This window comes from Acinetobacter sp. 22512, from assembly GCF_052044755.1.
GTDB lineage: Bacteria > Pseudomonadota > Gammaproteobacteria > Pseudomonadales > Moraxellaceae > Acinetobacter > Acinetobacter pittii.
The window spans coordinates 25,229-50,853 of the sequence record NZ_JBQENP010000021.1 but is presented as its reverse complement, the minus strand read 5'-3'; the positions used below and the strand labels follow the sequence as shown (position 1 = coordinate 50,853).

Here is a 25,625-nt window from a genome sequence, read left to right as displayed (position 1 = left end):
ACTGCTTAACTAACTGTCCAACTTTATGGGGTCAGATCATCCTACCGCTACGGGAGGAGACGAGGAGATGCTCACACAAAATTATCCCTCAGAAAGGAATAATTCTGATGCTGTTGTAATCGGTCCGCGACGACCGTCTGGCAATGTAGGCCAGCAGGCAAAGAATAGTGCCCTGTCCTATTTCAGTCAAGCACGCAAAATGCCATTTGTTTTAAATTAAATCATTAGAAAAGTAAGGCTAAATAATGAGGGAGTTATTGTTAAGTGGGGCTATAAAGGAAATAGCCAAAATGGAAGTTAAAAACATAATATCTATAAAATATGCCCTATTAATCTATAAATTAATAGGGTTCTTATTAAATACTTACTTGTATATTACTTTCTATAGCAGCAGGTAAAGTAAAGTTTTCAACATCTGGATTAGTAATCAATAAATTAGTATCACTGCTATTTAATTCAATAATTTCAAAACCACTAAATTTCTCTCGTATCAATTCCAGCTCATCATTCGTTTCATAGTTTATTAAAATCATTAGATTTTTTATGGTACGAGAACATGCAACATAAAATAACTTCTCAGATTTTTCTTTAACTTTAAAATTAGAGTAACTAGAGTCATATATACTTCTGAATGAATAATTACTCCAGAAAAATTCTTCTAATACAACAAAAACGTTTTCAATACCTGTCCCTTTTGTTTTATGCATTGTTAAATATTTTTCGTCTGAATTTGAATTTTCCTCAATATAATTAAAATAATTTAAAACCTCACTCAGAAGTAAGTTATTTGATAACAGTGAATCACTAAATTTAATCTTTCTATAAGAACTCATAAAATCATCATAATCATATTGATCGATATCATATGTGCAATGTTGCTTAGCTCTATTGTAAGTATTTAGATTATCTCTTTCTAAAAGAGTTTTTAAGTCTTTGAATACAGGATCAGAATCACATTGCTCAAAATGACGCTTTGATTGACTTTCAAAGTCGATTCTTTGTGGGGACTTTATAAGTAATTTATTTTCATAACAATAATCAAGAGCTTCATTTAAGCCTAAATCATTATCACAAATATAACTTAATCGAGAAATAATATTAATTTTATCATCTAATTTTTTAATTTTTAAATTATTTTTCTTAAGCTTTAATATTAAATCATTATGTCTATTGTTTTTATATAGAAAAATTAAGTCAACTACATCTTTAACTTGTATTTTCTTCAAGTTAGATTCTATCTGAGTCTGCTCCAAGTTAAGATATCTATCTTCAAACACTTTAAATAATTTTGAAAATTTTAACTCAGATGCTATAGATTTATTTGTTAACTGCAAGATATTAAGATTTAAAATATCACTCTTTTCCTTTACTTTTTTTATTGCGTCATTTATTAAAGCAATATATTTTTCTTTATCTTCTTGATGACCATTAGACTTAACTTTTTGAATTTTATTAATATATATCTTAACCGATCCTTGTCGTGAATCTAAACTCTCACCTTTTTTAAGTGCAACTTTTTGTTTAATATCATCATTCCTAATTATATTCAAAAAATCAATTACTTGCTGTGAACATCTATAATTATCATCTTTAGGTATATAAATCAGATTAAAATCTCTAATATAATCATCAAGGCTACCTATACCATCATAAATACCTTGCATTGAGTCGCCAAAAAAACCAATAGTAGTTTTCTTATTTATTGCAATTTTTTTCAACAATAAATCAACTAAAACTTTATCAGTATCTTGGTATTCATCAATAAAAATATAGTCAAATTTATCACTTATAATTTTAGAAAATAAGCTATATTTTTCTGCAAGAAAATATGAAACTTTTATAAGAGAATCGTGAGAAAAAGTTCCATCACTTATTGAATCAAATACAGTTTCATTATATTTTATATCTCTAAAATCTTTTGAGGAAATTACCTCAAGAATCATGCTATTTATGGATTTTATCTCACCAAGTAAAATATTATTGTAATTGATTATATCTGCATTATAATCTCTCTTACCTACAACTTTATCCATTCTTCTATTATTAAGCTTATAACTTAGTTTAGATAATTTTTCATATCTTTTTTTATAATCTTCGTAATCATTAATATCACTATTATCTATATAAAAAATATAAGGTAAAACCTCTTGTAAATTCTTTTGAAAATTTTTGGTTTGTTCATTTAAAAAAGAGTGAATTGTAGAAACCCAAAGATTAGTATTCTTAATACGTGATCTAATCTCATCGACAGCAATGTTTGTATGTGTAATACAAGCAATCTTTTGATTTGGATAACTATTAGAAATAAATTCAATAACTTCCTTAAGTGACTCTGTCTTACCGCTACCTGCCCCACCTTGCAATACAAAATTTCTAAAACCGTCTTTATGAAATTGATTATTTATAATAATCTCTTTAACGCTTTCAATTGCTTTTATTGATTGATCCATTCTAATGCCTCATAAATATATTTAGGAGTTTTCCATTCAATTTTTTCATCACCTTCTTTGTCGCCATTAACCAGAGCTAAAAACAAAAGCGAAGAAGCAAATTCTGATTTACTTTTTATAATACTCTCTGTAAGGTCATAAAAATTTTCAGGATTATCATTAATTTTGTATTTATTTTTCAAACCAAAAATATCTTTTTTATGTTTTTTTATAAGTTCATAATTGACACTTATAAATGAATCCTCAAAACTTCTGGCGTGATATCCATTCTCTTCTGTTTGGTAGAATAGATTAATATTTTTATCAGTAATTTTAATACCTCTTTTTTTCAAAAGATTAAACCAATCCGGATCATTTTCATTATAATTTAAATAATGATTAATTGTTGCATTACTACTACTAACCCCATTCTTAACTTCACAAGCTTCATTATTTATTTTTCCATCTTTTTCTACTGGTTCAACAGAATCAATATCAGTGATAATAAGTGATTTAACTTCGAAGAAATTTAATAGATGTTGAAAGGCTTTAGCATTCGCTCCAGCTTCAATATAAGTAATATTTTGAGAACTGATTGGAATATAGTCATGTTTTCCTTTATTTTTCTCATCAAAATTCTTTATAAAATATGGAAGTAGTATTTTTTCTGAGACTCCCTCAATAAATATAACTTTTTCAGCAAAAAACAACTCTGCTGAATAAAGAGTAATATATTGTTTCAAAAACTTAAACAATTCTGTTTGCAACTTATATTTTTCTTCTAATTCTAGATAGAAGTTTTTTATTTTCACATTTCCATTATGATTATGAAAATATCTTATATCCTCAAAATTACACTGTGACACAATATGTGATGAATGAGTTGAAATAAAGGTTTGTAAATTAGGGATATTTTCAATTATTTTTTTAATTTTTTTTGAAAATATATATTGCATTTGTGGGTGTGTATGGGCTTCTGGCTCTTCAATAAAAAGTAAATTAATACTTCTGTCTTCCTGGATAAAAAAGCGTTTTTTTAAATCAATTTGCAATAATAGATATAAAATATTTAAATTTCCTAAACCATTTAATGATTCAGGTAAAAAATTTTCTTCACTATCTATTTGCACTACTTTTGAACTATTAGACATTATTTGTCTAGACTCTAAATTTGATAATACTTTTAAAGCCGTACTTCCTAAAAAATCCCTAACATTTTCAAAAAAACCTTCAAAATGAGTATCATATAAATTATTTAAATTTTCATCCATTTCTAATATGGCATTATTAATCTTAATAAAATCTTTTTCACTGAACATATTTTCTTTATTAAAATATTCAGTACTTAATTTTGATAATGGAAGACTAGATTTTTCCTTTGTCTCAGAACTTGCCAAGTTTCTTTTGGCATGAATTACTTGATAATTAATCAAACTGTTAATTGCTGAAACTTCTTTTTTTATTAATTTTTGTTTATTATTTTCGATATCCTCATCTTTCTCATATATATATAAATTTTTTATTAAGTAAGAAGTAATATTTTTTTCAATAAACTTTTTTTTATGCTTCTTATCAATATTGATAAGATCATTTCGCAATCTTTCCTCATCAATTAAACATTCAAAATATAACTTTACAGTATTATTTTTAGAATTTAGATCTATAATAAATTCAGACAAATATTCAAGATTATCATCTTTAGAATATGATATTTCCAAAAATAGACCAATTATAGCCTCTTCAATAGTCTCGCTCTCAATTTTATAAATTTTTTCTCTAAGATGCGTTGAAAAGTCGTGAAAATTAAAATTATCCTCCTTCTTAAAGAATTTATCAAAAACCATAATAAATGAGGTTTTTCCACTATTATTCTTTCCCACAATTAAAGTTAAATCCTGTTTCTGATTAGGATCTAGTTTTAATTCAGCATCTTTAATTGCTCTAAAATTTTTTACTTTTATTGAACTTATATGCATTACATCTACCGTTGAAGCCTTTTAAGTTAGTACTGATTGTTTTATTTCTTTACAAGAATTAACATTAATTAAATTATAATATTATATAAATTATTTCAAGCAACTACTCTAAATTATTAAGTTTTTTAATAAAATATTGCTTACTGTCAAGTATAAAATTATTCTTTACTTTTTTAGTATCATTTTACATTTTGTTAGAAAGTAGCTTAAATCAAAGCAGCTTAATGATAAAACTTTCCAATTTGGCTATCTAGTTTGTATTTAACAATTGCTATGCTAACTCTAGCCAGTCTTCTATATAATATTTAAAGTTATGGAAAGAAACAAATATAAAAATAAGGAAAGTTCCTTTTACATGTTTCAATTACTTTAAGTAAAAATGGCATACCCCCAAGCACTCTATTCAAAACTAACCACCTATCACGGCGCAAGCCTATAACACGTAGATGTAAATAACGCGACTCTATTATTCAAACCGTCTGTTATCACTACTTCATAATGGGCGAATTTTTTACTACTACTGACTTTGGTTGCCATTGCAAATAGCAGCCTATCTTTCGCCCCGCTCATATAGCGAATATCCGCCTGTAGGCCAGTATATGGCGCATCCCCTGCATTACAAGCCATCGCAAACGCAATATCGGCTAAAGAAAATATGACACCACCATGCACGCCGCCCAAGGCATTCATGTGTTCATCTTTTACATTAAGCTGACAACGCGCTTCATCAAAACTGCGATGCAGCACTTGCACACCCAATAGTTCTGCAAATTGATCAACCGCAGTAGTTTCCATTTTTTGCACAAACGTCTCCCTACTCGTGCGAGTATTCCTTAAGTATTAAACCTATATGTATTGAAATCGGCTTATGAATAGCCTTTAAACGCTATCTTGTTTAATCTGATAGTTTGAAGAACTAAAGTCCTTATAGGTCAGGCGGTCATCCAACTCTGAGCTTAAAGGCTGAACTTCTTGCATTGAGTTTAAGCATCGCTGTGCAAGTTCAATGTATTCTTGCGTACCACGGGTTTTCCACTTTTTTTCTTGTTCTGATAAATCACGTGCTACCTTGGCAGGACTACCCATTGCCAATACATTTGCCGGAATAATGTCTTTGGTTTTAACCAGACTATTTGCACCAATAATAGTGTTTTCACCAATTTCGGCATAGTCCAAAATCACGCTGTTCATGCCAACCAAAACATTTTTTCCAATGCGGCAACCGTGCAAAATTGCCCCATGCCCAATGTGGCCCATTTCCTCAACTAAAGTCACGCTTTGCGGAAAACCATGTATGGTGCAGCTATCTTGTATATTGGCATTTTGCTTAATATGAATACGGCCAAAATCGGCACGCAATGAAGCAAATGGCCCTACATATACGCCCGCTTCAATAATCACATCACCAATTAAAACAGCCGTTGGGTGTACAAAAGCCTCTGGGCTAACGACTGGAATAACACCGTCAATACTATAACAAGGCATGATTTAACCTCTCATTTGTCGCCACCAAACCTCCGAAACGGCGCCAATAATGTGCTGTGGCATTTGGCATTGGTCCTTCTGCTGTTGCGGCAACAGACAAGAAGTATTCATCGGCAGGTTCAAATACTTTTTTATAAATATTCATTGATAACGTTCGTGCACTAATCGCGGGCCAGTCAGTTGGCAACAATTCAAGCGGTAGTGCTGGGTCTTTCAACAAAATCCGTCGATAATAATGAATCAGCAAAGTTCGAATTTGAAAGGCCTGAACTGGTTCGAGTTGTTCGTTTTCCTGCATCAGCAACACGCCAATTTCTCTAAAAATATCGAGAAACTGTAAATATCTTTGGCGTAATTCATCGATGGGCCAGTTGGTTCTGAGCATACGGCCAATGGTATCGACCGAATTATTAAAGAGCTGCAATGTTTCGGCTTTAAACACCACCACTTGCTCACTCATATTTAAGTCAACCAATAAGCGTTGCAGTTCAATACGGTTACAACCCGGATAAGCCATTAAGTTTGTCGAAATATTGGCAAACCCTAACCATTCGAGTTCTTTCTTTAACAACGCTTTATTTTCAGTGTCGAGGCTAGACATCAGAATAAGATCCCAATAATGGTCCCACTCTTTCATCTGGTCGTTATAAATACGTTGCTCGGCCTGCAAATAAGTCGAACGGCTTGAATCGGTAATGCGATAAAAACTGGTTCTGCCAATTTTGTCTGAACATAACCAATCATTTTTAACTAAACGAAAAACAGAGGTTCTTACAGCGCGGTCATTAAAACCAAATAGCTCTAATAACTGAATCAGGCTTGCAAGACTAATGTTTCCACCCCGATGAAGTACTGAATCTCCAAAAATTGTCGAAATAAGCGAAGTTCCACTTAAGGTTTCATTCTTTACAACAGAATCAATTATTTGCTGTATTTTTGCACTCATACTCATGTCTTGGCGTTTAGTTTCAGGGTATAGATTCTATACCCTGAATGATCTTGATGTTAAGCAATCTGACGCATATCGATTACCCGCTTTGCCTTACCTTCCGAACGAGGTAAGGTTGCTTCTGTCACAACTTCTACAGTAACGCTAATCCCAATCATGGTTTTAATGCGTTTCATCAACTCCTGAGCAAGTTGATTGGCCTGTATAGTACAGTTATGACACATCTCTGTACGAATATGCAAAGTATCCATATGGCCTTTTTTAGTCACCAAAATTTCATAATTTGGAACTAAATGCGGAACTTGCAAAATTTGCTCTTCAATTTGAGTCGGGAAAACGTTTACGCCGCGAATAATTAGCATGTCGTCACTGCGGCCCACAATTTTATCCATTTTGCGCATTGCCAGATTTTCTCCCGCCAGTAAACGGGTCAAATCACGGGTACGGTAACGAATAATCGGTAAGCCTTCTTTAGTAATAGTCGTAAAGACTAGCTCGCCAAGTTCACCATCTTTACAGACTTCACCTGTTTCAGGGTTAATAATTTCAGGGTAGAAATGATCTTCCCAAATGGTTAATCCCTCGCCCTCACCTAGACATTGCATGGCAACGCCCGGACCCATCACCTCAGACAACCCATAAATATCGAGTGCTTTAATATTGAGGCGTTCTTCAATTTCACGGCGAAGTTCATTGGTCCAAGGCTCGGCACCAAAAATACCGACTTTTAAAGACGTATTACGTGCAGTACCAAATTGTTGCTCGAGCTTTTCAATAATGCTCACGCAATAGGATGGCGTAACCATAATTGCAGTAGGTTTAAAGTCCTGAATGAGCTGAACTTGCTTTTCAGTTTGGCCGCCAGACATCGGAATAACCGTTGCACCTAAGCGCTCAGCGCCATAATGTGCACCTAAACCACCTGTAAATAGTCCATAGCCATAAGCCACCTGAACCATATCTTTAGCGGTTAAACCTGCCATGCGTAAGCAACGCGCAACAATGTCCGACCAAGTATTAATATCTTTTTGGGTATAACCCACCACGGTCGGTTTACCCGTTGTGCCCGATGATGCATGTAAACGCACAATTTGCTCTTGCGGTACGGCAAACATTCCAAACGGATAGTTGTCTCTTAAATCCTGTTTGGTGGTAAATGGAAACTTTGCCAAATCGTCTAAAGTCACGAAGTCATCAGGATGCACACCTGCATCATCGAACTTTTTCTTATAGACCGGACTATTTTCATATACAAAAGTCAGGGTTTGCTTTAACCGTTTAGTTTGCAGCTCTCGAAGCTCTGCAAGTGTTAATTGCTCAACATTATCCATTGTAAGGCTGTCCATCGCCTCTCTCCTCATTATGTAATTTTAAAAACCGTCTGAATTAATTTAAGTTTTCCAAAATCAGTGCGACGCCTTGTCCAACACCTACACACATTGTGCAAAGTGCATAACGCCCACCTCGTTTTTTTAGCTCACGTGTTGCCGTAATCACTAAACGTGTACCACTCATACCGAGCGGATGGCCTAACGCAATAGCACCACCATTTGGGTTAACACGTTCATCGTCATCTTTTAGACCAAGTTCACGCATACAAGCCAAAGATTGGGCCGCGAATGCTTCATTCAACTCAATCACATCCATCTGATCTAGCGTTAAACCTGTTTGCTTTAAAATTTTCTGCACAGCCGGAACAGGACCTATACCCATATATTTGGGTTCAACCCCTGCACTTGCAATACCAATCACGCGTGCTAATGGTTTTAAACCATGTGTATCTGCAAATTCACGATTGGTAATTAATACACACGCGGCACCATCATTTACACCAGAGGCATTTCCAGCAGTCACCGAACCGCCTTCTTTTTTAAATGGCGCTTTTAGTTTTGCGAGTGCTTCAAGTGTCGTTTCACGCGGATGTTCATCGCGATTCACCACATTCACATTTTTCTTACGGTCTACAATCTCGACAGGCAAAATCTCATCGTTAAAGAAACCGTTTTGTTGTGCCGCAGCGGTTTTTTGTTGGCTACGCAAGGCAAACGCATCTTGGTCTTCACGACTAATCTGATATTTTTCAGCTACATTTTCCGCAGTTTCCGGCATGCTGTCGGTGCCGTATTGCGCTTTAAGTTGCTTATTTACAAAGCGCCAGCCAATGGTGGTGTCATAAATTTCAGGTGTACGGCTAAACGCTTCGGTCGGTTTAGCTTGTACAAATGGCGCACGGCTCATCGACTCTACACCACCTGCCAACACGAACTGCGCTTCACCTGCTTTAATTGAGCGTGCCGCAAGTCCTACCGCATCTAAACCTGATGCACACAAGCGATTAACAGTCATAGCAGGTACTGTATCAGGTAAGCCCGCCAAGAGTGTTGCCATACGTGCAACGTTACGGTTATCTTCACCTGCTTGGTTAGCACATCCTAAAAACACTTCGTCTACCGTATTCCACGGTAAGTTCGGGTGTTTATCTTTTAAATATTTGATGGGCAATGCAGCTAAATCATCTGCACGCACAGCACTTAGGGCACCTGCATATCGTCCAATTGGGGTACGAATAAAATCGCAAATTAAAACGTCTTCCATGTTGACTCCTGATTATGCAAATTCGGTCATATCACGTGAATATTGAGTAGCAATGTTTTGAGTTTTCGCTACATATTGCTTGAGGTAGATACTCGCGCGATATTTTTCCTCTCCATACAGTGCATATAAGTTATTTAAAGTTTGGAGCACATAAGCGCCGCCCATTTGTGTCAACCATTGGTAAGGACCCTTAGGATAATTCACTCCATATTTCATGGCATTATCAATATCTTCCAGACTCGCAACACCATGTAAGCTTGCTTCGCAGGCTTCATTAATGAGTAAAGCAATGGTGCGTAAGGTTAACAGTGCTGGATGGTCCTTAATCCACATGACGTTCATGCCAAATTGCGCAAAGTAAGCTTCAACTTTAGCCAGATCACTTGCTTCACAAAGTTCGTTATGACTGAGTACTAAAGCCTCTGCGTGCTCAAAATCATGATGCCAATCCATTAAAACCACTTTACGGCTCAGGTAATGAATATTGGCTGACTCACCTTGGCTTAAACGTAAGTCGATATCATCAATTTGAAGGATATTGTCGTCGCTCGCCGATCCGCCTTTTAAACCTAAACGCGTTAAAAAAGCAGGTAGCTGAGACCAAGTCCCTTTTAGCTGAATATGGGCATCGACAGGCTTGGCAACCACAGCTTGAGGCTGAAATGTCTCGTACTGATTTTTTTCGTTATAACTATAGAAACCCTGTTTTGACTTACGCCCCCAAGCACCTGCATCGACCAATTCTTTTTGAATGAGGCTTGGACGGTAGCGTGGTTCGTAAAAAAACTCTTGGTAAACGCTTTGGGTTACCGAAAAGTTAACATCTTGCCCAATGAGGTCGGTGAGTTCACAAGGCCCCATCGCAAAACCGCCACATTGCTTTAAGGCATAATCTAGCTGGTCATAGCTGGTGACTTGTTCTTGCAGTGCTCTAAAGCCTTCTGCATAAAACGGCCGTGCAATTCTGTTAACAATAAAACCGGGAGTCGACTTGGTGAGTACTGGAATTTTTTTCCAATTCAACATCAAATTTTTTAGAGCCAAACATAAGCTGTTTGGTGTTTTTAAGCCTTGTACAATTTCAACCAGTTTCATGACTGGCGCAGGGTTAAAAAAGTGTAAACCTACCACGCGCTCAGGGTGAGCAATACCCGCCGAAATTGCAGTCACTGAAATTGAAGATGTGTTACTTGCAAAAATGGTTTGCGCACTACAAATTTCAGCAAGTTGCTTAAATAAAGACTGTTTAACTTCTTTTTTCTCAACGACTGCTTCAATGACTAAGTCAGCATCACGCAGCGCTTCAATTTGATTCACCACAGTTAAACGCGCTAAAGCTTCATCAGCTTGCTGTTGTGTGAGCTTGCTCTTTTCAACCAACTTTTTAAATGTCTGCCCTAAGCCCTGAACGGCTTGTTGCGCTTTTTGAGCGTCCAGATCATATAAAACGGTCGAGTGCCCATTAACGATCGCTAACTGGGCAATACCGATGCCCATGGTGCCAGAACCAATAACGGCAATTCGGGCACGAGATAAGTCTAAATCTGTCATGCTTAACGCCCTTTAAAATTTGGTTCACGTTTATTCATAAAGGCTTGTACCCCTTCACGATAATCTTCGGAACGACCCGCAATACGTTGTAAATCTCGCTCTAACAGCATTTGCTCATCAAAGGTGTTGTTGCTTGATTGATGAATGGCTTTTTTAATGAGAGACAGACCAAATGTAGGCTGTTTCGCTAAACGTTCAGCGAGTTCAGTCACTTTTGTTTTAAGCTCGGCGTCTTCTACAACATCCCAAATCATGCCCCATTCTTTTGCGGTTTCTGCTGGGAGCTTGTCACCTAACAAAGCCAATCCCATAGCACGCGCATGGCCTACAGCACGTGGTAAAAACCATGTACCCGCAGAGTCTGGAACCAAACCTAAGCGGCAAAAGGCTTGTACAAAGTTTGCCGATTTAGCTGCAATCACCAAGTCACACGCCAGTGCAATATTTGCCCCTGCACCTGCTGCCACACCATTTACCGCGCAAATCACAGGCTTTGGCATATTTACAATCGTTTTAATGAGCGGGTTATAGTAAGTTTCAATGGAATATCCTAAATCTGGAGCTTCAGCATTTGGGTCTACTACACGATCACCTAAATCTTGTCCTGCACAGAAGCCGCGGCCTTCACCACTAATTACGACGCAGCGAACATCCGGATTTTTGGTCCACAGGTTTAAAACCTCAGCCACTTCACGGTGCATATCAACGTTAAAGCTATTCAGTGCTTTTGGGCGGTTAAATGTCAGGTAGCCAACACCATTTTTTTCTTCAGCAATAATATTTTGATAGTCCATCACTCACCTCTAAACACTGGCTTTCTTTTCTCAAAGAAAGCATTAATCCCTTCGTTTCGATCTTTTGTAGCCGCCAGCCAGACAAAGTTTTGACGTTCAAACTTGAGTCCCTGACTTAACGTTGTTTCATGAATACTTTTAATTGATTGTTTAATCACGCGAATCGCTAGAGGTGCTTGTTTGGCAATTTTGGCTGCCAGTTGAACCGCATATTCGACGGTTAATTCAGCCGGCACCACTTGGCTGCAAATGCCGTGTTGCTCTGCCTGTTTTGCCGAAATCATCTCACCTGTCATGGCCCAGCGCATGGTGAGTTGTTGCCCAACCAAGCGTGCTAAACGCTGTGTTCCGCCTGCACCCGGCAACATGCCAAGGCCAATTTCAGGTAATGCAAAACGGGCATTTTCACCGCAAATCACCATATCTGAATGCAAAACCAACTCGAACCCAGCGCCTAAGGCATAACCATTGACTGCACTAATCAGTGGCTTACTAAACGCATCAATTTTTTGCCAAAGCTTCGGACGAATATCGAGTTGTAAAGTCACGGCGTCCATTGCAGCCAGCTCGCTAAGATCTGCTCCAGCAGCAAAACATTGTGAGTTACCTGTTAAAACCACTGCTTTGACTTGAGCATTATGTTCAGCTTCTTCGAGCAACTCGCACAAACACTGCAATGTTGCATTGTTTAAGGCATTTCTTTTTTCTGGACGGTTTAAGGTTAATAACAAAACACCGTCAGCAGCTGTACTGGCTTTGATCAACTCTTGCATGACAGCCTCTATTCATCAAAACTCAAGCGAACATTTGGGCCTTTCGGCAAGGTTTGACAGCTCAGCACATAGCCCTTTTCAACTTCATCTTCTTCAAGACTATAGTTAAGGAACATATCGACTTCGCCAGAAAGCACCTTACAACGACAGGTCGCACACACCCCACCTTTACATGCATACGGTAAGTCGGCACCAGCACGTAAAGCCGCATCAAGAATACTTTCATCATCTTGAGCCACAGAAACAATCAACTCACGACCATCTAAAATGATGTTTACTTTTTCTTCTTTACGATTTGCGTCCGCTTCGACACTACGTTTACGCGCTTGTCCTGTATGGAAACGTTCAGTGTGAATGCGCTCTTTGGCAATACCAAAGTTCGGCAAAGTGCTTTCTACAGCATTCATCATTTCGTCTGGGCCGCAGGCAAAAACATGGTCAAAGTTTGTTTCAAGCACTTCAAAATCAAAAAGCTGTTTTAACTTTTCTGCATCAATACGACCGTTCATGAGTTCGCTATCATTGAACTCACGAGAAAAGATATTGATGAGTTGAAATCGTTCTTTAAACTGATCTTTCAAATCCATAATTTGCTCGGCAAACATGGTTTGTTTCCAAGAGCGATTGCCATAGAGCAAGGTAAATTTAGCTTCAGGTTGTTCAAACAAGACTTGCTTAACAATCGATAAAATTGGGGTAATGCCACTCCCTGCAGCAACACCCAAGTAGTTTTGTCCGCCGATCTTGGCTGCTTTTTGAAAAAACACACCTTGTGGTGGCATGACTTCAAGTACATCGCCCACTTTCAAATGGTCATTTGCCCAGTTTGAAAATTGCCCTTGATCAATTTTTTTAACCGCAATGCTGATGTCTTCTTTGCCCGCATAACTACAAATTGAATAACAACGGCGGATTTCACCAGCTTCGGTTAAATGGCGAATGGTTAAGTGTTGACCTGGTTGAAATTGAAATTGTTCTTGTTGTTCAGGTACAACGTCAAATGCAATACAAATTGCCTGATCGGTTTGAGGCGTAATACTTTTTACTTTTAATGGTACAAATTGGCTCATGGCTGATTTCCTTATCTAAAGACTTAAATACATTTGAAGTAATCAAAAGGCTCAAGACAGTCCTGACATTTATAAAGTGCTTTACAGGCGGTAGAACTAAACTCTGTTAACAGTCGGGTATGTCGGCTTTTACAACGTGGGCACTCGACACCATCATTTAAATGAACGTGAGTTCCGCACTGATGCGCCAACCCTTCAGGTGGTGCAATGCCATAAACTTGTAGTTTCTTTTTCCCTGCTTCAGACATCCAGTCCGTGGTCCATGCTTCTGACAAATCGACCATGACTTTGACCGGTGTCAAAGCTTCTGCGGTAAATGCCTCAACAATTTGTGCTTTGAGCATATCTGTTGCTGGGCATCCGCTATATGTCGGAGTTAGACGAACAATAATTTCTTGTTGATCGTTAATCTCTACACCGCGGATCATGCCTAAATCGACAACCGATAAAACCGGAATTTCAGGGTCACTTACCGTTTGTAGAACATCCCAACATTGGTCGATGCAATGACGAATCATTTGCATGGCTCACCTCCTTGTCTTACCAGGTCATTCCCGGATAAGTTCTTTGAATACATTGCATTTCAGCCAACAAATAACCTAAATGCTCGGTATGTAATCCTTGTTTCGCACCACGGCGATAAGCACCGTTTACAGCAACATTTAATTCAAAACGCTTAAGCTCATCTGCAATGGTTTGGTTCCATTGTTCTTTTTCATTTGAAAAATCTGGAATCACGCCTTCTGCAACTAATGCTTTTTCGTCTGCACTCAATTCAAATAATTCAGCGGTAAAGCGCCATAAATTATTTAATCCATCTTGTACACGTTGATGTGCTTCATCTGTGCTTAAACTTAAACGTTCCATCCAGCTTGTCGAAAAGCGGATGTGATACTTCACTTCTTTTAAAGATTTCACAGCAAGGGCGCTTAATTCGGGAAGTGAGCTTTGCGCTAAAGCCGTAAATAAATGAAGATGGTAATGGTCCATCAACCACTGGCGTACAATCGTTTGTGCAAAGTCACCATTGGGTTGTTCACACAACAATAGGTTTAAAAACTCACGTTCTGTACGGAAATACGCAAGTTGGTCTTCATCACGCTTAGCTTCATCATATTGACCAGCCAAAGTCAGAAAGTTTCTTGCTTGACCTAACAAGTCCAAGCCGATATTTGCTAAGGCAATATCAATTTCTAGCTCAGGTGCATGCCCGCACCATTCAGCCAAACGCTGAGATAAAACCAGTTGGCTGTCGCCAATATGTAATAAGAATTTAGATAAAACTGAATGATTCATTTGCCATTCCCCTTACATGTGCTCAATGCCATCTGGGATATGGTAAAAAGTCGGATGACGATAAATCTTGTCTAGAGAAGGATCGAAAAATTCAGCTTTTTCATCTGGTTGTGATGACTTAATCAGTTCTGAACGAACCACCCAAATGCTAATTCCTTCATTACGGCGCGTATAAACATCACGAGCATGTTGCAATGCGATTTCATCATCAGGTGCTCTTAAGCTGCCTACATGACGGTGGCTTAAGCCTTGTTTACTACGTACAAATACTTCGTAGAGCGACCAGTTGTTTTTATCTTCCATTTTGATTTCCTCAAATTTTTCCATAAATCTTGTTAAGCCACTTTGTTCGCTTCAAGCTGCTGTTTTTTCGCGTAGACCACTGCTGCATCACGAACCCATTTGCCGTTTTCCCATGCTTTACGGCGTGCTTCGATACGCTCGTGATTACATGGTCCACGTCCGGCAATCACTTCATTAAATTCGTGCCAGTCAATCTCGCCAAACTCATAGTGGCCTGTTTCTTCATTAAACTTTAAATCTGGGTCTGGTACTTCCAAGCCAAGTTGCAACACTTGTGGTACGGTGTTATCAACAAACTTTTGACGTAATTCATCGTTACTAAAGCGTTTGATTTTCCACGCCATGCTTTGTGCGCTGTTTGGAGAATGCTCATCACTTGGACCAAACATCATCAGTGCTGGCCACCAATAGCGATTTACCGCATCTTGTGCCATCTGTTTTTGTTCTGGCGTACCGTTTGCCAAAGCCATCATGGCTTCAAAACCTTGGCGTTGGTGGAAACTTTCTTCTTTACAAATGCGTACCATCGCACGTGCATATGGCCCATATGAAGTACGGCAAAGCGCAACTTGGTTCACAATGGCTGCCCCATCGACAAGCCAGCCAATTGCAGCGACATCTGCCCAAGTCAAAGTTGGATAGTTAAAGATTGATGAGTATTTCATTTTCCCATCAATTAATTTTTCCATCATGTCATCACGGTCAGCACCTAAAGTTTCTGCCGCGCTATATAAATACAAACCATGACCCGCTTCATCTTGTACTTTCGCAAGCAAAACCGCTTTACGTTTTAAAGTCGGCGCACGAGTAATCCAGTTTCCTTCAGGCAACATACCTACAATTTCAGAATGGCCATGTTGTCCAATTTGACGAATTAATGTTTTGCGGTAGGCATCGGGCATTTGATCCTTAGCCTCGATCGTAATTTCATTGGCAATATTTTGTTCAAATTTCTGGTAATTGTTTTCCATTCTTTCATTCCCTGTAGGTATCACCCTTGAATCTATTTTTCGATACACTAAAAACAAAGTCAATCACTTTTTTAGTATCAAATTAAATCCAGCTAACAAATAAGAATTAAATATTTGAAATTAATAAATATTAATTAAAAACAAAAAATCTTTTTACGTTTACAAATCAAAATAAAGTTGACTTTTAGACAAATTAATCTGAAATTATGAATCATATTTTCACGATTTTTATAATTGATGTATCACATAAAAAAGGAGTTTGGTCATGCTTGAACAAGCACACCTAGAAGGAACCTCAACTGACACAGATTTTCAGCAGTCTGAGCATCAACTGCCTCATCTTGCTTCTTATGTCTATGGAACATGGCATTCGACGGGTGAAGAACTACGCCCTGTTTACAATGCCATTACAGGTGAAGCGATTTATGCCGTAAGTAGTCATGGCATAGATATGAAACGTGTTGTTCAATATGCGAAACAAAATGGTTCAGAACTGGCTAACTGGACGTTTCACCAACGTGCCAATGCGTTAAAACAAATTGCCCAACATTTACTTGAGCGTAAGGAAGACTTCTACAAACTTGCTTATGCAACAGGTGCGACTCGTAAAGATGCATGGATTGATATTGAAGGTGGCATCCAGACATTATTTGCTTATTCGAGTCTGGTTCGTCGTGAACTCAATGACGAAAAAATTATTACCGAAGACAACTGGATTCAATTATCTAAAAATGGAACTTTCGGCGCTAAACACATTTTAAGCCCAAAAGCAGGTGTTGCCGTTCACATCAACGCATTTAACTTCCCAATTTGGGGAATGCTTGAAAAAATTGCACCGACGCTACTTGCAGGTGTGCCATGTATTGTAAAACCTGCAACCGATGGCTCTCAATTAACTCAAGCTGTTGTAAAAGCCATTGAAGAAGCACATGTATTACCAAAAGGCTCGCTACAACTCATTTGTGGTCAGACTTATGACTTGTTCGACCACTTAGGCCCACAAGACTGCGTGACTTTTACAGGTTCTGCCTACACAGGCCAAAAACTACGTAACCACCCTCACCTCAATAAATATTCGATTCCATTTAGCATGGAAGCCGACTCGGTAAACAGCGCAATTTTAAGCCCTGATGCAAATGAAGAAACTGTCGATTTATTTGTGCGTGAAGTCTTCCGTGAAATGACTACAAAAGCAGGTCAAAAATGTACTGCGATTCGTCGCGCTTTCGTTCCTGAAAATTTGTTAGCGACTGTGCAAGAGAAGCTAACTGCCAAACTTGCTAAAGTTGTGGTGGGTGACCCTCAAAAAGAAGAAACCACCATGGGCGCTTTAGCCAGTATTAAACAAAAACATGACGTTGCAGAAAAGGTTGCCGAACTCAGCAAAGACGCAAAAATTGTTTTTGGTGGCAATGATAGCTTTACATTTAATGCAGACCATCCTGAAAAAGGTGCTTTTTTCGCTCCAACTTTATTGGTGTGCGAACAACCTTTACAAGCGACGAATGTTCATACCACAGAAGCTTTCGGTCCGGTATGTACACTCATGCCATATCAAAATATTGAAGAACTAGCTGATCTTGTTTCACGTGGTGAAGGTAGCCTAGTGGCTTCTGTCGTTAAAAATAATGATGAGAATATTGAACAAATTATTCAAAAAATTGCGCCTTGGCATGGCCGTGTGCATGTACTTGATGCAGAGTCAGCAAAAGAAAGTACAGGACATGGTTCACCACTTCCACATTTAGTACACGGCGGCCCTGGTCGTGCAGGTGGCGGTGAAGAGTTAGGTGGTATTCGTGCAGTTAAACATTATATGCAACGCACTGCAATTCAAGGTTCTCCAAACAGTTTAACGCAAATTACCCACTCATGGACTGCTGGCTCGAAAGTTAACGAAGACCGCGTACATCCATTTAAAAAGTCTTTTGATGAGTTAGTGATTGGTGAACGACTATTAACAGCACGCCGTACAGTCACTGAAGCTGATATTGTCAATTTCGCGTGTTTAAGCGGTGACTACTTCTATGCACATACTGACAAAATCGCAGCGGCCGAGTCTTTCTTTGGTGAACGTGTGGCACACGGCTACTTCATTGTGTCTGCCGCAGCAGGTCTATTTGTAGATGCAGCACAAGGCCCTGTGATTGCCAATTACGGTATGGACAACTTACGCTTTGTTGAACCGGTTAAAATTGGTGACTCGATTCAGGTTGAACTCACCTGTAAACAGAAAACACCTAAACCACAAAAAGACCCGTCTCAACCTGCGCATGGCGTTGTAGTGTGGGATATCAAAGTCAAAAACCAACGTAGTGAACTGGTCGCAACTTACGACATTTTAACTTTAGTTGCTCGCGAGGCTTAATGTTTAAATTGAGATGGGGTCACCTCGTCCCCATCTCATTTTTTTAGCACTCAATGGCGTTAACAGCGAGACCACCTTTTGAAGTCTCTTTATATTTCTCAGACATATCTTTGCCTGTTTCTTTCATAGTCTGGATCACTTTATCTAGGGTGACAAAGTGTTCATCGTCATCATGAAGCGCCATTTGAGCTGCGTTAATGGCTTTTACGGCTGCAATTGCATTTCGCTCAATGCAAGGCACCTGAACCAAACCACCAATCGGGTCACACGTTAACCCTAAATTATGTTCAAGCCCAATTTCAGCCGCATGCTCCACTTGCTCAGGTGAGGCACCTAAGATTTCGGCTAAACCTGCCGAAGCCATTGCACATGCCGAGCCGACTTCTCCCTGACACCCTACTTCTGCACCAGAAATAGAAGCATTGAGTTTACATAAAATGCCAACGGCTGCCGCACTTAAAAAGAAACGAACCACTTTATCTTCGGAAAAGTCTTTAGAGAAAGTCACGTAGTAATATAAAACTGCCGGAATAATTCCTGCGGCCCCATTTGTAGGTGCCGTCACTACTCGACCGCCAGCAGCATTTTCTTCATTTACCGCTAAGGCAAATAAATTGACCCATTCCATCGCATGAAAAGTCGTCACAATCAAGTTTGAGTTTTTCTTATTTAATAACTTATCGTGAATTTTTTTAGCCCGACGTTTTACGTTTAATCCGCCAGGTAATATGCCTTCATTAATTAATCCGTTGTGAATACATTGCTGCATCACTTTCCAGATTTCCATAATCTTGCTACGAATCTCAGCTTCACTCCGCCAGCTTTTTTCATTTTCAAGCATTAACTCGCTCACTGATAAATGATGAGTTCTACATAAGCTTAAAAGTTCAGCCGCACTGTGAAATGGATATGGAACTTTAACGTCGTTGGTTTCAGTTTGGGTATGTGTTAATTGTCTTTCACTGACAATAAAGCCACCACCAACCGAATAGTAAGTTTCTGTATATAAAATTTCTTGAGCCCCGTTATACGCAATCAGTTCCATTGCATTGGGGTGATAAGGCAAAGATTCATCTAAAAAAAGCACATCATGCTTATAGTCAAAAGAAATACTCTTTTGCTGATTAAGCTGGATGGCTTTATTTTCAAGAACATCTTCAATCAAGCTTGTACTTACTTGAGTATCAATATGTTCAGGGTCAAAACCCATTAAACCTAACAGAACAGCCTTATCTGTCGCATGACCAACACCAGTTGCCGACAGCGAACCGTATAACTTCACCTGAACTCTAACCGTGGCTTGTAAATCGTTTTGCTTCAATAAATCTTCCACAAAACTGTATGCCGCACGCATTGGTCCAACTGTATGGGAGCTAGATGGGCCGATGCCAATTTTAAAAAGATCAAATACACTAATAAACACGTGGTCCTACCTTCGATTCATTATTATTCGTATGTTCGTCATTATTTTGTCCTTTCGGATAGCTCTAAAATTATCATTAAGCCAAGTACAAATCACGAATAACTCTTCGGCAGTAGCACAAAAAGACAACGGTTGAACAATCACTATAAATAACTTTGTTCACAGCCATAACTTTTGTAGTTTTTATTAACAAATATAAATGTATTAGCGCCCCCTTCCTTAAAACAAGTACAGGAAGTTGTACAAATAAAAAACTACAAATATTAGCCATTAGTCGCACCTCCCTATTTTTATTCATTTTTGCTGGTAAAGTGCTTTACATGGTTTGATACAACCTACTTAACTCAGATGCATAATTCACCTGTTCTTGCATCTGATGTTTTTCTGCCTCTAGTCCGCTAGGGGCTTTTTTTATTATTGATTTAAAAGCTGATATATTAAATTTCTAGACATAATTAAAGACAAGAAAAATGGATCGAGTTTTCAAATTAAGTGTTTTAAGTTGCCCTATTTTATTATTAAGTGGTTGTATTGGTTGTTATAACCCAACAGGCTGTAACCGTGATGATTCGCCTTATTTCTATACAACACAAATCACTCAAGTCAAAGGTGTAACGGTTCCTGTTGGAACAAAACTGGTTTACAAATCTCAAAAGTCAAAACAGAAAAATGAGCAAACTGCGCCTCTTAAAGAAGAGAATATAACGTGGATAAAGCTACCGAAAGATACGGCTATACTTTGGGGAGGAATGCCTACCAATCATCTCCTTCAGTTTGCTAATCCTGAAATGCAAGGATTTACAGCCTACCGAGCACAAGAAGCTCCAGCTGTATATTCCAATCAATTTTTAAAACTCTGGAAAGAATGTGATAGTGATTTAGATATCTCGATCAAAAATAAAAATGACTGGAGCTTTAACCCTGCAAATATGAAAATTATTGGATGCGGAATTAACTATCAAGAAAGAGCTTCATACAACACCAACAATCCAAGCCAATACAAAGTGGATATTTTTCTCATCAAAATTAATCAGGCTTTACAGAAGCTGCCACAACAAAAAGAGTATCCCCTTATCCATTATTCCGAAAATTAAAGTAAAAAAAGCCTGCATTTTCAGCAGGCTCTTTTCTTTAAAATTTGATTTAGCAAACTTTAATTAAACATATTAACCACAGGTTGCCTGAGTAATTTTCTTAGAAGCAGGATCAATAGTAACTGTAACTCGGTTTATACGATAATCCATAGTCATTGGTTGACCTGGAGCCACTTTGCGCACAATTTCTGATTTAGTTTTTTGTTTAATTTGATCATCAGTAAGGCCAGATTGACCCACTAATTTTTGAGCTTCTTCTGCTACACAGTTCGCTTGGTTATCACGGAATAATTTCCATTCTTCCACGACTTGGCCATTTGGTAAGTGACAATACCCAACCTGACCATTTGCTTCATTTCTAATTTCTAATTTCCCGCCTTGTTCAACACAATATTGACTAGCTGGGTTTGGTGAACCAATTTTTGGTGGAGTTGGATCTTTATGTTGTACAGATGAACAAGCCGTTAACGAAACAAGCGCTAAACCAAGAAAGATAATTTTTTTCATAAATTTTTGCTTCTTAATAAAAAAATTAAAGATATCAAAAAAATTCATGTTTCATGTGTCTTGTTTACAATAAAAAACTCTCTTGGGAGTTCTACTCACCATTTCTTTAATTGATTGGAATTTAAGATTTTCCTTTCTAAAAATAATTATCAAAATATTGCGATCATGGCCTTTCCAAAATTCGTGCTCCAGATCCCTCTTGCCCTAAAACATCTTCTGGATTTCTTAACGGACATTGCTCTAGTGATAAGCAACCACAACCAATACACCAGTCCATTTCATCCCGTAACCTCGTTAATTTTTGAATACGATCATCGAGATCTTTTCGCCAATGGCTTGATAACTCTTTCCACTGTTTAGCTGTTAATTTGCTCCCCATAGGATATGCACTAAGAGCCTCTTTAATTTCATTTAAAGGAACTCCCACTCTTTGAGCAACTTTAATAATCGCAATATATCTTAAAACGATTAATGGGAAACGGCGTTGATTACCGTTAGTTCTTAGACTTTTTATGAGCCCTTTCGCCTCATAAAAATGCAGCGTTGAGACAGGAACCCCGCTCCTTTTTGCAACCTCACCCACTGTCAAAACTCGACTAGGTTCAGCTTTTTTATTTTCATTTATCATAATTGACCTCAACTTTACTCGAGGTTTATAAGAGAGCCTCTGTGTTTTGTCAAATAAATAAGCCAACCAACCTGACTGCTAAAAGCCATTTTTCTGAGTTTATTGCTCTTAACTTTTCTATAAAAGCTGAGAAAATAAATTTGATACGATTACTAATTCAATTAAATTTATAAAATGAGCTGCTGACATTTAAATTTAAGAAATTAATTTTTTAGGGTACATGGGCACCCGCAAACCCAAAACATGTTGTAAACGAAAGGCATTGGTGCTCCTAATGGATAGACCTTAGCTTGTTCGATCTTATAAGTTTTTTTTCGTGACTCAATGTGAAGTATATTATCGTAGCGAGCAACTACAATTCCCTTTTTATATAATTTTTTCCGTTCATTCTTTGCATCAAATTTATATACCAAAAAGTAAACTTTTTCTCCTACGCTGATCTTTGAATGATTAACCATAATGTAACCATTACAATACTTACATTGCCAATCTTTCATATCTCAAATAATCACATACTTAAATTTAAAAACACATCAAGTTTTATAGTATAGATTTATTAAAGCTACAAATCTAAAGAAATATTTTAATTGAAAAAATAAGGTTTATCTGTGACACACATCACAATAAAAACATAAAAAATTTCAAATTATATTTAGAAACATCAATCACTTACCTAGCTATCTTTCAATATTATTATTTTAAAAAATATTAAATTTATCTATATTTTATATTACTATATAGTATTTCGGTTAATAAATTTAAAAGCGCCGATATAAATAATTTTAATATTTAATAATCTAATTATTTCATTATATTCAACTAAACCACAAATAAAGTAATAAATAAATTTTAAAATATTAAATAAATTTCATGTTTAATTGAAAATAATTCAGTTCACATTATACAAAATAAAAATATATAATTATTAGAATTGCAATTTATTTTTTTATTATGTCAACCCAACGTTTAAAATTAGAACTCCCATCTGGACATGATCAATTATTACTTCATTCTTGCTGTGCTCCTTGTTCAGGAGAAGTTATGGAAGCATTAATTGATTCTAGAATTAAATTTTCGATATTTTTTTATAATCCTAATATTCATCCGGTAAAAGAATATCTCATCCGTAAGGAAGAAAATATTCGTTTTGCAGAAAAGCATAATATTCCATTTATCGATGCAGATTATGATACGGATAATTGGTTTGCTCGAGCTAAAGGTATGGAAGATGAACCAGAACGCGGTATTCGTTGTACCATGTGTTTCGATATGCGTTTTGAACGAACTGCCCTTTATGCACATGAACACGGCTTTAGTCTCATCAGTAGTTCGTTAGGAATTTCTCGTTGGAAAAATATGGCTCAAATTAATGATTGCGGAATTCGAGCAGCATCCAATTATCCAGATATTCAATATTGGGATTATAACTGGCGAAAAAATGGTGGCTCTAGTCGAATGATTGAAATCAGTAAGCGAGAGGAATTTTACCAACAGGAATATTGCGGTTGTGTATATTCTTTACGTGACACCAACCGTTGGCGTATGAGTAATGGTCGAGACCGAATTAAACTAGGTGTTAAGTTTTATAGTAATGCCATGGAAGAAGATTAAATCCTATTCTCCTTAAAAAATTAATTCATTCTAAGCTGTATTTATTCCTAATAAAAAAAGGCCACATCTGGAGAATGTGGCCAAAAGGTGTACTGTACTGAGCTTTGATATTATTAAAATAATGAAGTTAGCTTAAAATAAGATTAATAAATCTTTTAAATTTAAATTTTTTAAAATTTCATCAAAATATTAAAATCGAATAAATATTTTGCCCTTCTCATTAAAAATAAAATCACTCTAAAATCCTGATATAATTTTGAAAAGTTTAGCTATTTTACTTTTTGATACTGATGGCTAGTCTCTTGATATTTTCCACCATTTCCTCAGGTTGATGTGCAGCATAGCCCAACAGAACTGCTGCTTTTTTCGACTCAAGTTGACAATATCTTGATAGAGGTTGAATCTCCAAATCCAATGCCGAGCAATGAGAAATAAACTCCTGCTCAGTCCATGATGCTTTTAACCAACATATAAGATGAATGCCTGAATCTGTTGGCTGAACATCGAGTACATCTGAAAGGTATTCATTAATAGCGTTAATCAATACTTGTTGACGCTCATAGCATGCTTTTCGAACTTTACGTACATGTCGAGCATAGTGGCCTTGTTGAATGAATAGAGCTAAAGCGACCTGCTCTAAATATGAACTTCGCACGTCAGTATAATATTTAGCTGCACTAAAGGTTTCAATTAATGCTTCAGGTACAACCATGAACCCTAAACGAAACTCTGGAAAAATCATCTTGGTAAAAGTGCCAGAATAAATGACTCTTTGCTGCTGATCTAAACCTTGTAGAGCTTGAATTGGGTGAGTGCCATAGCGAAACTCACTATTATAATCGTCTTCAAAAATCCATTTTTCTTCTTTGTTTGCCCAATCTAATAAAGCAAAACGGCGAGCTAAACTTAAAGTTCCTCCTAAAGGAAATTGATGTGAAGGTGCTGTATATACCAGTTTGCTTTTGAAGTAATGATTTGTAATGTCAGAGATTTGCATTCCCTCCTCATCACTCTCGATCAAATTTACCTGTGCACCAAAACTTCGAAAAATCTTAAAAGCTGCATCATATCCCGGCTCATCCAAACACACTTCATCATTTGCTTGAAGTAATGCATAGGCTGTTAAATGAATAGCTTGCTGCGTTCCGTTTACGATAATAATTTGCTCTTCGTTGCAGTTCAGCCCTCGGGTGGAGCGAACATATTCACAAATTGCCTGACGCAAAGGTAGATAGCCACGTGGGTCGTAAAATTGACCAAGCTGATAATACGACTGCCGCCAAGCTTGTGTTAATAGCTTGCCCCACAGTTGATGAGGAAATAAATCAATACAACCTACCCCTACATGAAACATCTTTTTCTTTTTACTTAACCATGACTGCTTGCGCCATGAATCCAATAAAGTTTCAAGATTTGGATTAATATTTAAGGAACGATGAGTATTTTTAGACGTTTCTTTTGAATTTTTTTGAACATGTATTAACTGATCTGGCACAACCTCAGCAACATAGGTACCCGAACTTGGTTTGGTAAATAAATATCCCTCATCCAGTAATCGTTCAAGAGCCGCCAATACAGAATTTCTTGAAATTGACATCATCTCTGCCAAAGCACGACTTGAGGGTAATTTTATTCCGGCAGTCAGTCTTCCATCTAAAATGGCATCACGCAAAGCCGTATATAGTCCATCTTTAATCTGGCCTTTTGGCAAAATTAAATGTGGAAAAGATGCAGAAATCGGAGCTGCCATATTAAAACTGGTACTGTGAAAAATATCAAAAGTGTATCTTATAAAAATACCA

The 25,625-nt window shown here is 37.2% G+C and carries 23 protein-coding genes; 3 read left to right on the top strand and 20 right to left on the bottom strand.

The genetic code is table 11. The features are described 5' to 3' along the window. Window positions 1–356: 356 nt before the first annotated feature. The 15 genes from ACTJJG_RS16530 to paaA form a co-directional block, all read right to left on the bottom strand. Window positions 357–2,450 carry a UvrD-helicase domain-containing protein gene (locus ACTJJG_RS16530; protein WP_440608985.1) on the bottom strand — a complete coding sequence of 698 codons (2,094 nt, stop codon included), beginning with the start codon at window positions 2,448–2,450 and terminating at the stop codon, window positions 357–359. Continuing rightward, a complete protein-coding gene (locus tag ACTJJG_RS16525; protein WP_440608984.1) occupies window positions 2,435–4,405 on the bottom strand; it encodes an ATP-dependent nuclease in 1,971 nt (656 codons plus the stop codon). The genes ACTJJG_RS16530 and ACTJJG_RS16525 overlap by 16 nt, the downstream gene beginning before the upstream one ends. Before the next feature lie 420 nt (window positions 4,406–4,825). Continuing rightward, window positions 4,826–5,209 carry a PaaI family thioesterase gene (locus tag ACTJJG_RS16520; RefSeq protein ID WP_249498109.1) on the bottom strand — a complete coding sequence of 128 codons (384 nt, stop codon included), beginning with the start codon at window positions 5,207–5,209 and terminating at the stop codon, window positions 4,826–4,828. Between the two features lie 75 nt (window positions 5,210–5,284). Then, the gene (locus tag ACTJJG_RS16515; protein ID WP_440608983.1) at window positions 5,285–5,890 is read right to left on the bottom strand and encodes a DapH/DapD/GlmU-related protein; all 606 of its coding nucleotides are present in this window, start codon (window positions 5,888–5,890) and stop codon (window positions 5,285–5,287) included. Next, window positions 5,877–6,842, bottom strand: a complete 966-nt coding sequence (gene paaX / locus ACTJJG_RS16510; protein ID WP_000062822.1) for a phenylacetic acid degradation operon negative regulatory protein PaaX — start codon at window positions 6,840–6,842, stop codon at window positions 5,877–5,879. The genes ACTJJG_RS16515 and paaX overlap by 14 nt, the downstream gene beginning before the upstream one ends. Window positions 6,843–6,895: 53 nt before the next feature. Continuing rightward, window positions 6,896–8,185 carry a phenylacetate--CoA ligase PaaK gene (gene paaK, locus ACTJJG_RS16505; RefSeq protein ID WP_167563799.1) on the bottom strand — a complete coding sequence of 430 codons (1,290 nt, stop codon included), beginning with the start codon at window positions 8,183–8,185 and terminating at the stop codon, window positions 6,896–6,898. Window positions 8,186–8,225: 40 nt separating this feature from the next. Continuing rightward, entirely contained in the window at window positions 8,226–9,434 is a 1,209-nt protein-coding gene (gene pcaF, locus ACTJJG_RS16500) for a 3-oxoadipyl-CoA thiolase (RefSeq protein ID WP_005303787.1), read from the bottom strand. A 12-nt stretch (window positions 9,435–9,446) separates the two neighbouring features. After that, window positions 9,447–10,985: a 3-hydroxyacyl-CoA dehydrogenase gene (locus ACTJJG_RS16495; RefSeq protein WP_440608982.1), complete on the bottom strand. Its 1,539-nt coding sequence runs from the start codon at window positions 10,983–10,985 to the stop codon at window positions 9,447–9,449. A 2-nt stretch (window positions 10,986–10,987) separates the two neighbouring features. After that, window positions 10,988–11,779: a 2-(1,2-epoxy-1,2-dihydrophenyl)acetyl-CoA isomerase PaaG gene (gene paaG / locus ACTJJG_RS16490; protein WP_000386291.1), complete on the bottom strand. Its 792-nt coding sequence runs from the start codon at window positions 11,777–11,779 to the stop codon at window positions 10,988–10,990. After that, the gene (locus ACTJJG_RS16485) at window positions 11,779–12,552 is read right to left on the bottom strand and encodes an enoyl-CoA hydratase-related protein (protein ID WP_032063501.1); all 774 of its coding nucleotides are present in this window, start codon (window positions 12,550–12,552) and stop codon (window positions 11,779–11,781) included. The genes paaG and ACTJJG_RS16485 overlap by 1 nt, the downstream gene beginning before the upstream one ends. Before the next feature lie 8 nt (window positions 12,553–12,560). Beyond that, window positions 12,561–13,622: a 1,2-phenylacetyl-CoA epoxidase subunit PaaE gene (gene paaE, locus ACTJJG_RS16480; RefSeq protein ID WP_032063500.1), complete on the bottom strand. Its 1,062-nt coding sequence runs from the start codon at window positions 13,620–13,622 to the stop codon at window positions 12,561–12,563. A gap of 23 nt (window positions 13,623–13,645) precedes the next feature. After that, complete coding sequence (paaD, locus tag ACTJJG_RS16475; protein ID WP_001177938.1) at window positions 13,646–14,146, bottom strand: 1,2-phenylacetyl-CoA epoxidase subunit PaaD; 501 nt, start codon at window positions 14,144–14,146, stop codon at window positions 13,646–13,648. A 16-nt stretch (window positions 14,147–14,162) separates the two neighbouring features. Continuing rightward, window positions 14,163–14,918, bottom strand: a complete 756-nt coding sequence (gene paaC / locus ACTJJG_RS16470; RefSeq protein WP_001016792.1) for a 1,2-phenylacetyl-CoA epoxidase subunit PaaC — start codon at window positions 14,916–14,918, stop codon at window positions 14,163–14,165. Between the two features lie 12 nt (window positions 14,919–14,930). Next, window positions 14,931–15,221, bottom strand: a complete 291-nt coding sequence (gene paaB, locus ACTJJG_RS16465) for a 1,2-phenylacetyl-CoA epoxidase subunit PaaB (RefSeq protein ID WP_032063499.1) — start codon at window positions 15,219–15,221, stop codon at window positions 14,931–14,933. A 32-nt stretch (window positions 15,222–15,253) separates the two neighbouring features. Beyond that, the gene (paaA, locus tag ACTJJG_RS16460; protein WP_014206395.1) at window positions 15,254–16,192 is read right to left on the bottom strand and encodes a 1,2-phenylacetyl-CoA epoxidase subunit PaaA; all 939 of its coding nucleotides are present in this window, start codon (window positions 16,190–16,192) and stop codon (window positions 15,254–15,256) included. Between the two features lie 265 nt (window positions 16,193–16,457). Here paaA and paaZ point away from each other — a divergent pair, with 265 nt between their 5' ends. After that, complete coding sequence (gene paaZ / locus ACTJJG_RS16455) at window positions 16,458–18,560, top strand: phenylacetic acid degradation bifunctional protein PaaZ (RefSeq protein WP_032063498.1); 2,103 nt, start codon at window positions 16,458–16,460, stop codon at window positions 18,558–18,560. A gap of 43 nt (window positions 18,561–18,603) precedes the next feature. On the opposite strand, the gene ACTJJG_RS16450 is transcribed toward paaZ, so the two are convergent. Further along, window positions 18,604–19,983, bottom strand: coding sequence for an L-serine ammonia-lyase (locus ACTJJG_RS16450; protein ID WP_002114276.1), 1,380 nt, complete (start codon window positions 19,981–19,983; stop codon window positions 18,604–18,606). Between the two features lie 470 nt (window positions 19,984–20,453). Here ACTJJG_RS16450 and ACTJJG_RS16445 point away from each other — a divergent pair, with 470 nt between their 5' ends. Next, entirely contained in the window at window positions 20,454–21,077 is a 624-nt protein-coding gene (locus ACTJJG_RS16445; RefSeq protein WP_002114520.1) for a hypothetical protein, read from the top strand. A gap of 72 nt (window positions 21,078–21,149) precedes the next feature. Here ACTJJG_RS16445 and ACTJJG_RS16440 read toward each other — a convergent pair whose 3' ends face one another. The 3 genes from ACTJJG_RS16440 to ACTJJG_RS16430 all read right to left on the bottom strand — a co-directional run bounded on the left by ACTJJG_RS16440 (window position 21,150) and on the right by ACTJJG_RS16430 (window position 22,709). After that, window positions 21,150–21,584 (bottom strand): I78 family peptidase inhibitor, encoded by a 435-nt coding sequence (locus ACTJJG_RS16440; protein ID WP_069120098.1) that lies wholly within the window; start codon window positions 21,582–21,584, stop codon window positions 21,150–21,152. Between the two features lie 163 nt (window positions 21,585–21,747). Then, a complete protein-coding gene (gene soxR, locus ACTJJG_RS16435) occupies window positions 21,748–22,212 on the bottom strand; it encodes a redox-sensitive transcriptional activator SoxR (protein ID WP_440608981.1) in 465 nt (154 codons plus the stop codon). A gap of 203 nt (window positions 22,213–22,415) precedes the next feature. Continuing rightward, window positions 22,416–22,709 carry a hypothetical protein gene (locus ACTJJG_RS16430; RefSeq protein WP_005076724.1) on the bottom strand — a complete coding sequence of 98 codons (294 nt, stop codon included), beginning with the start codon at window positions 22,707–22,709 and terminating at the stop codon, window positions 22,416–22,418. Window positions 22,710–23,163: 454 nt separating this feature from the next. On the opposite strand from ACTJJG_RS16430, the gene ACTJJG_RS16425 reads away from it, so the two are divergent. Further along, window positions 23,164–23,823, top strand: a complete 660-nt coding sequence (locus tag ACTJJG_RS16425; protein ID WP_068972723.1) for an epoxyqueuosine reductase QueH — start codon at window positions 23,164–23,166, stop codon at window positions 23,821–23,823. 274 nt (window positions 23,824–24,097) lie between these two features. Here ACTJJG_RS16425 and pdxR read toward each other — a convergent pair whose 3' ends face one another. Next, complete coding sequence (gene pdxR / locus ACTJJG_RS16420) at window positions 24,098–25,573, bottom strand: MocR-like pyridoxine biosynthesis transcription factor PdxR (RefSeq protein WP_440608980.1); 1,476 nt, start codon at window positions 25,571–25,573, stop codon at window positions 24,098–24,100. Between the last annotated feature and the right edge of the window lie 52 nt (window positions 25,574–25,625).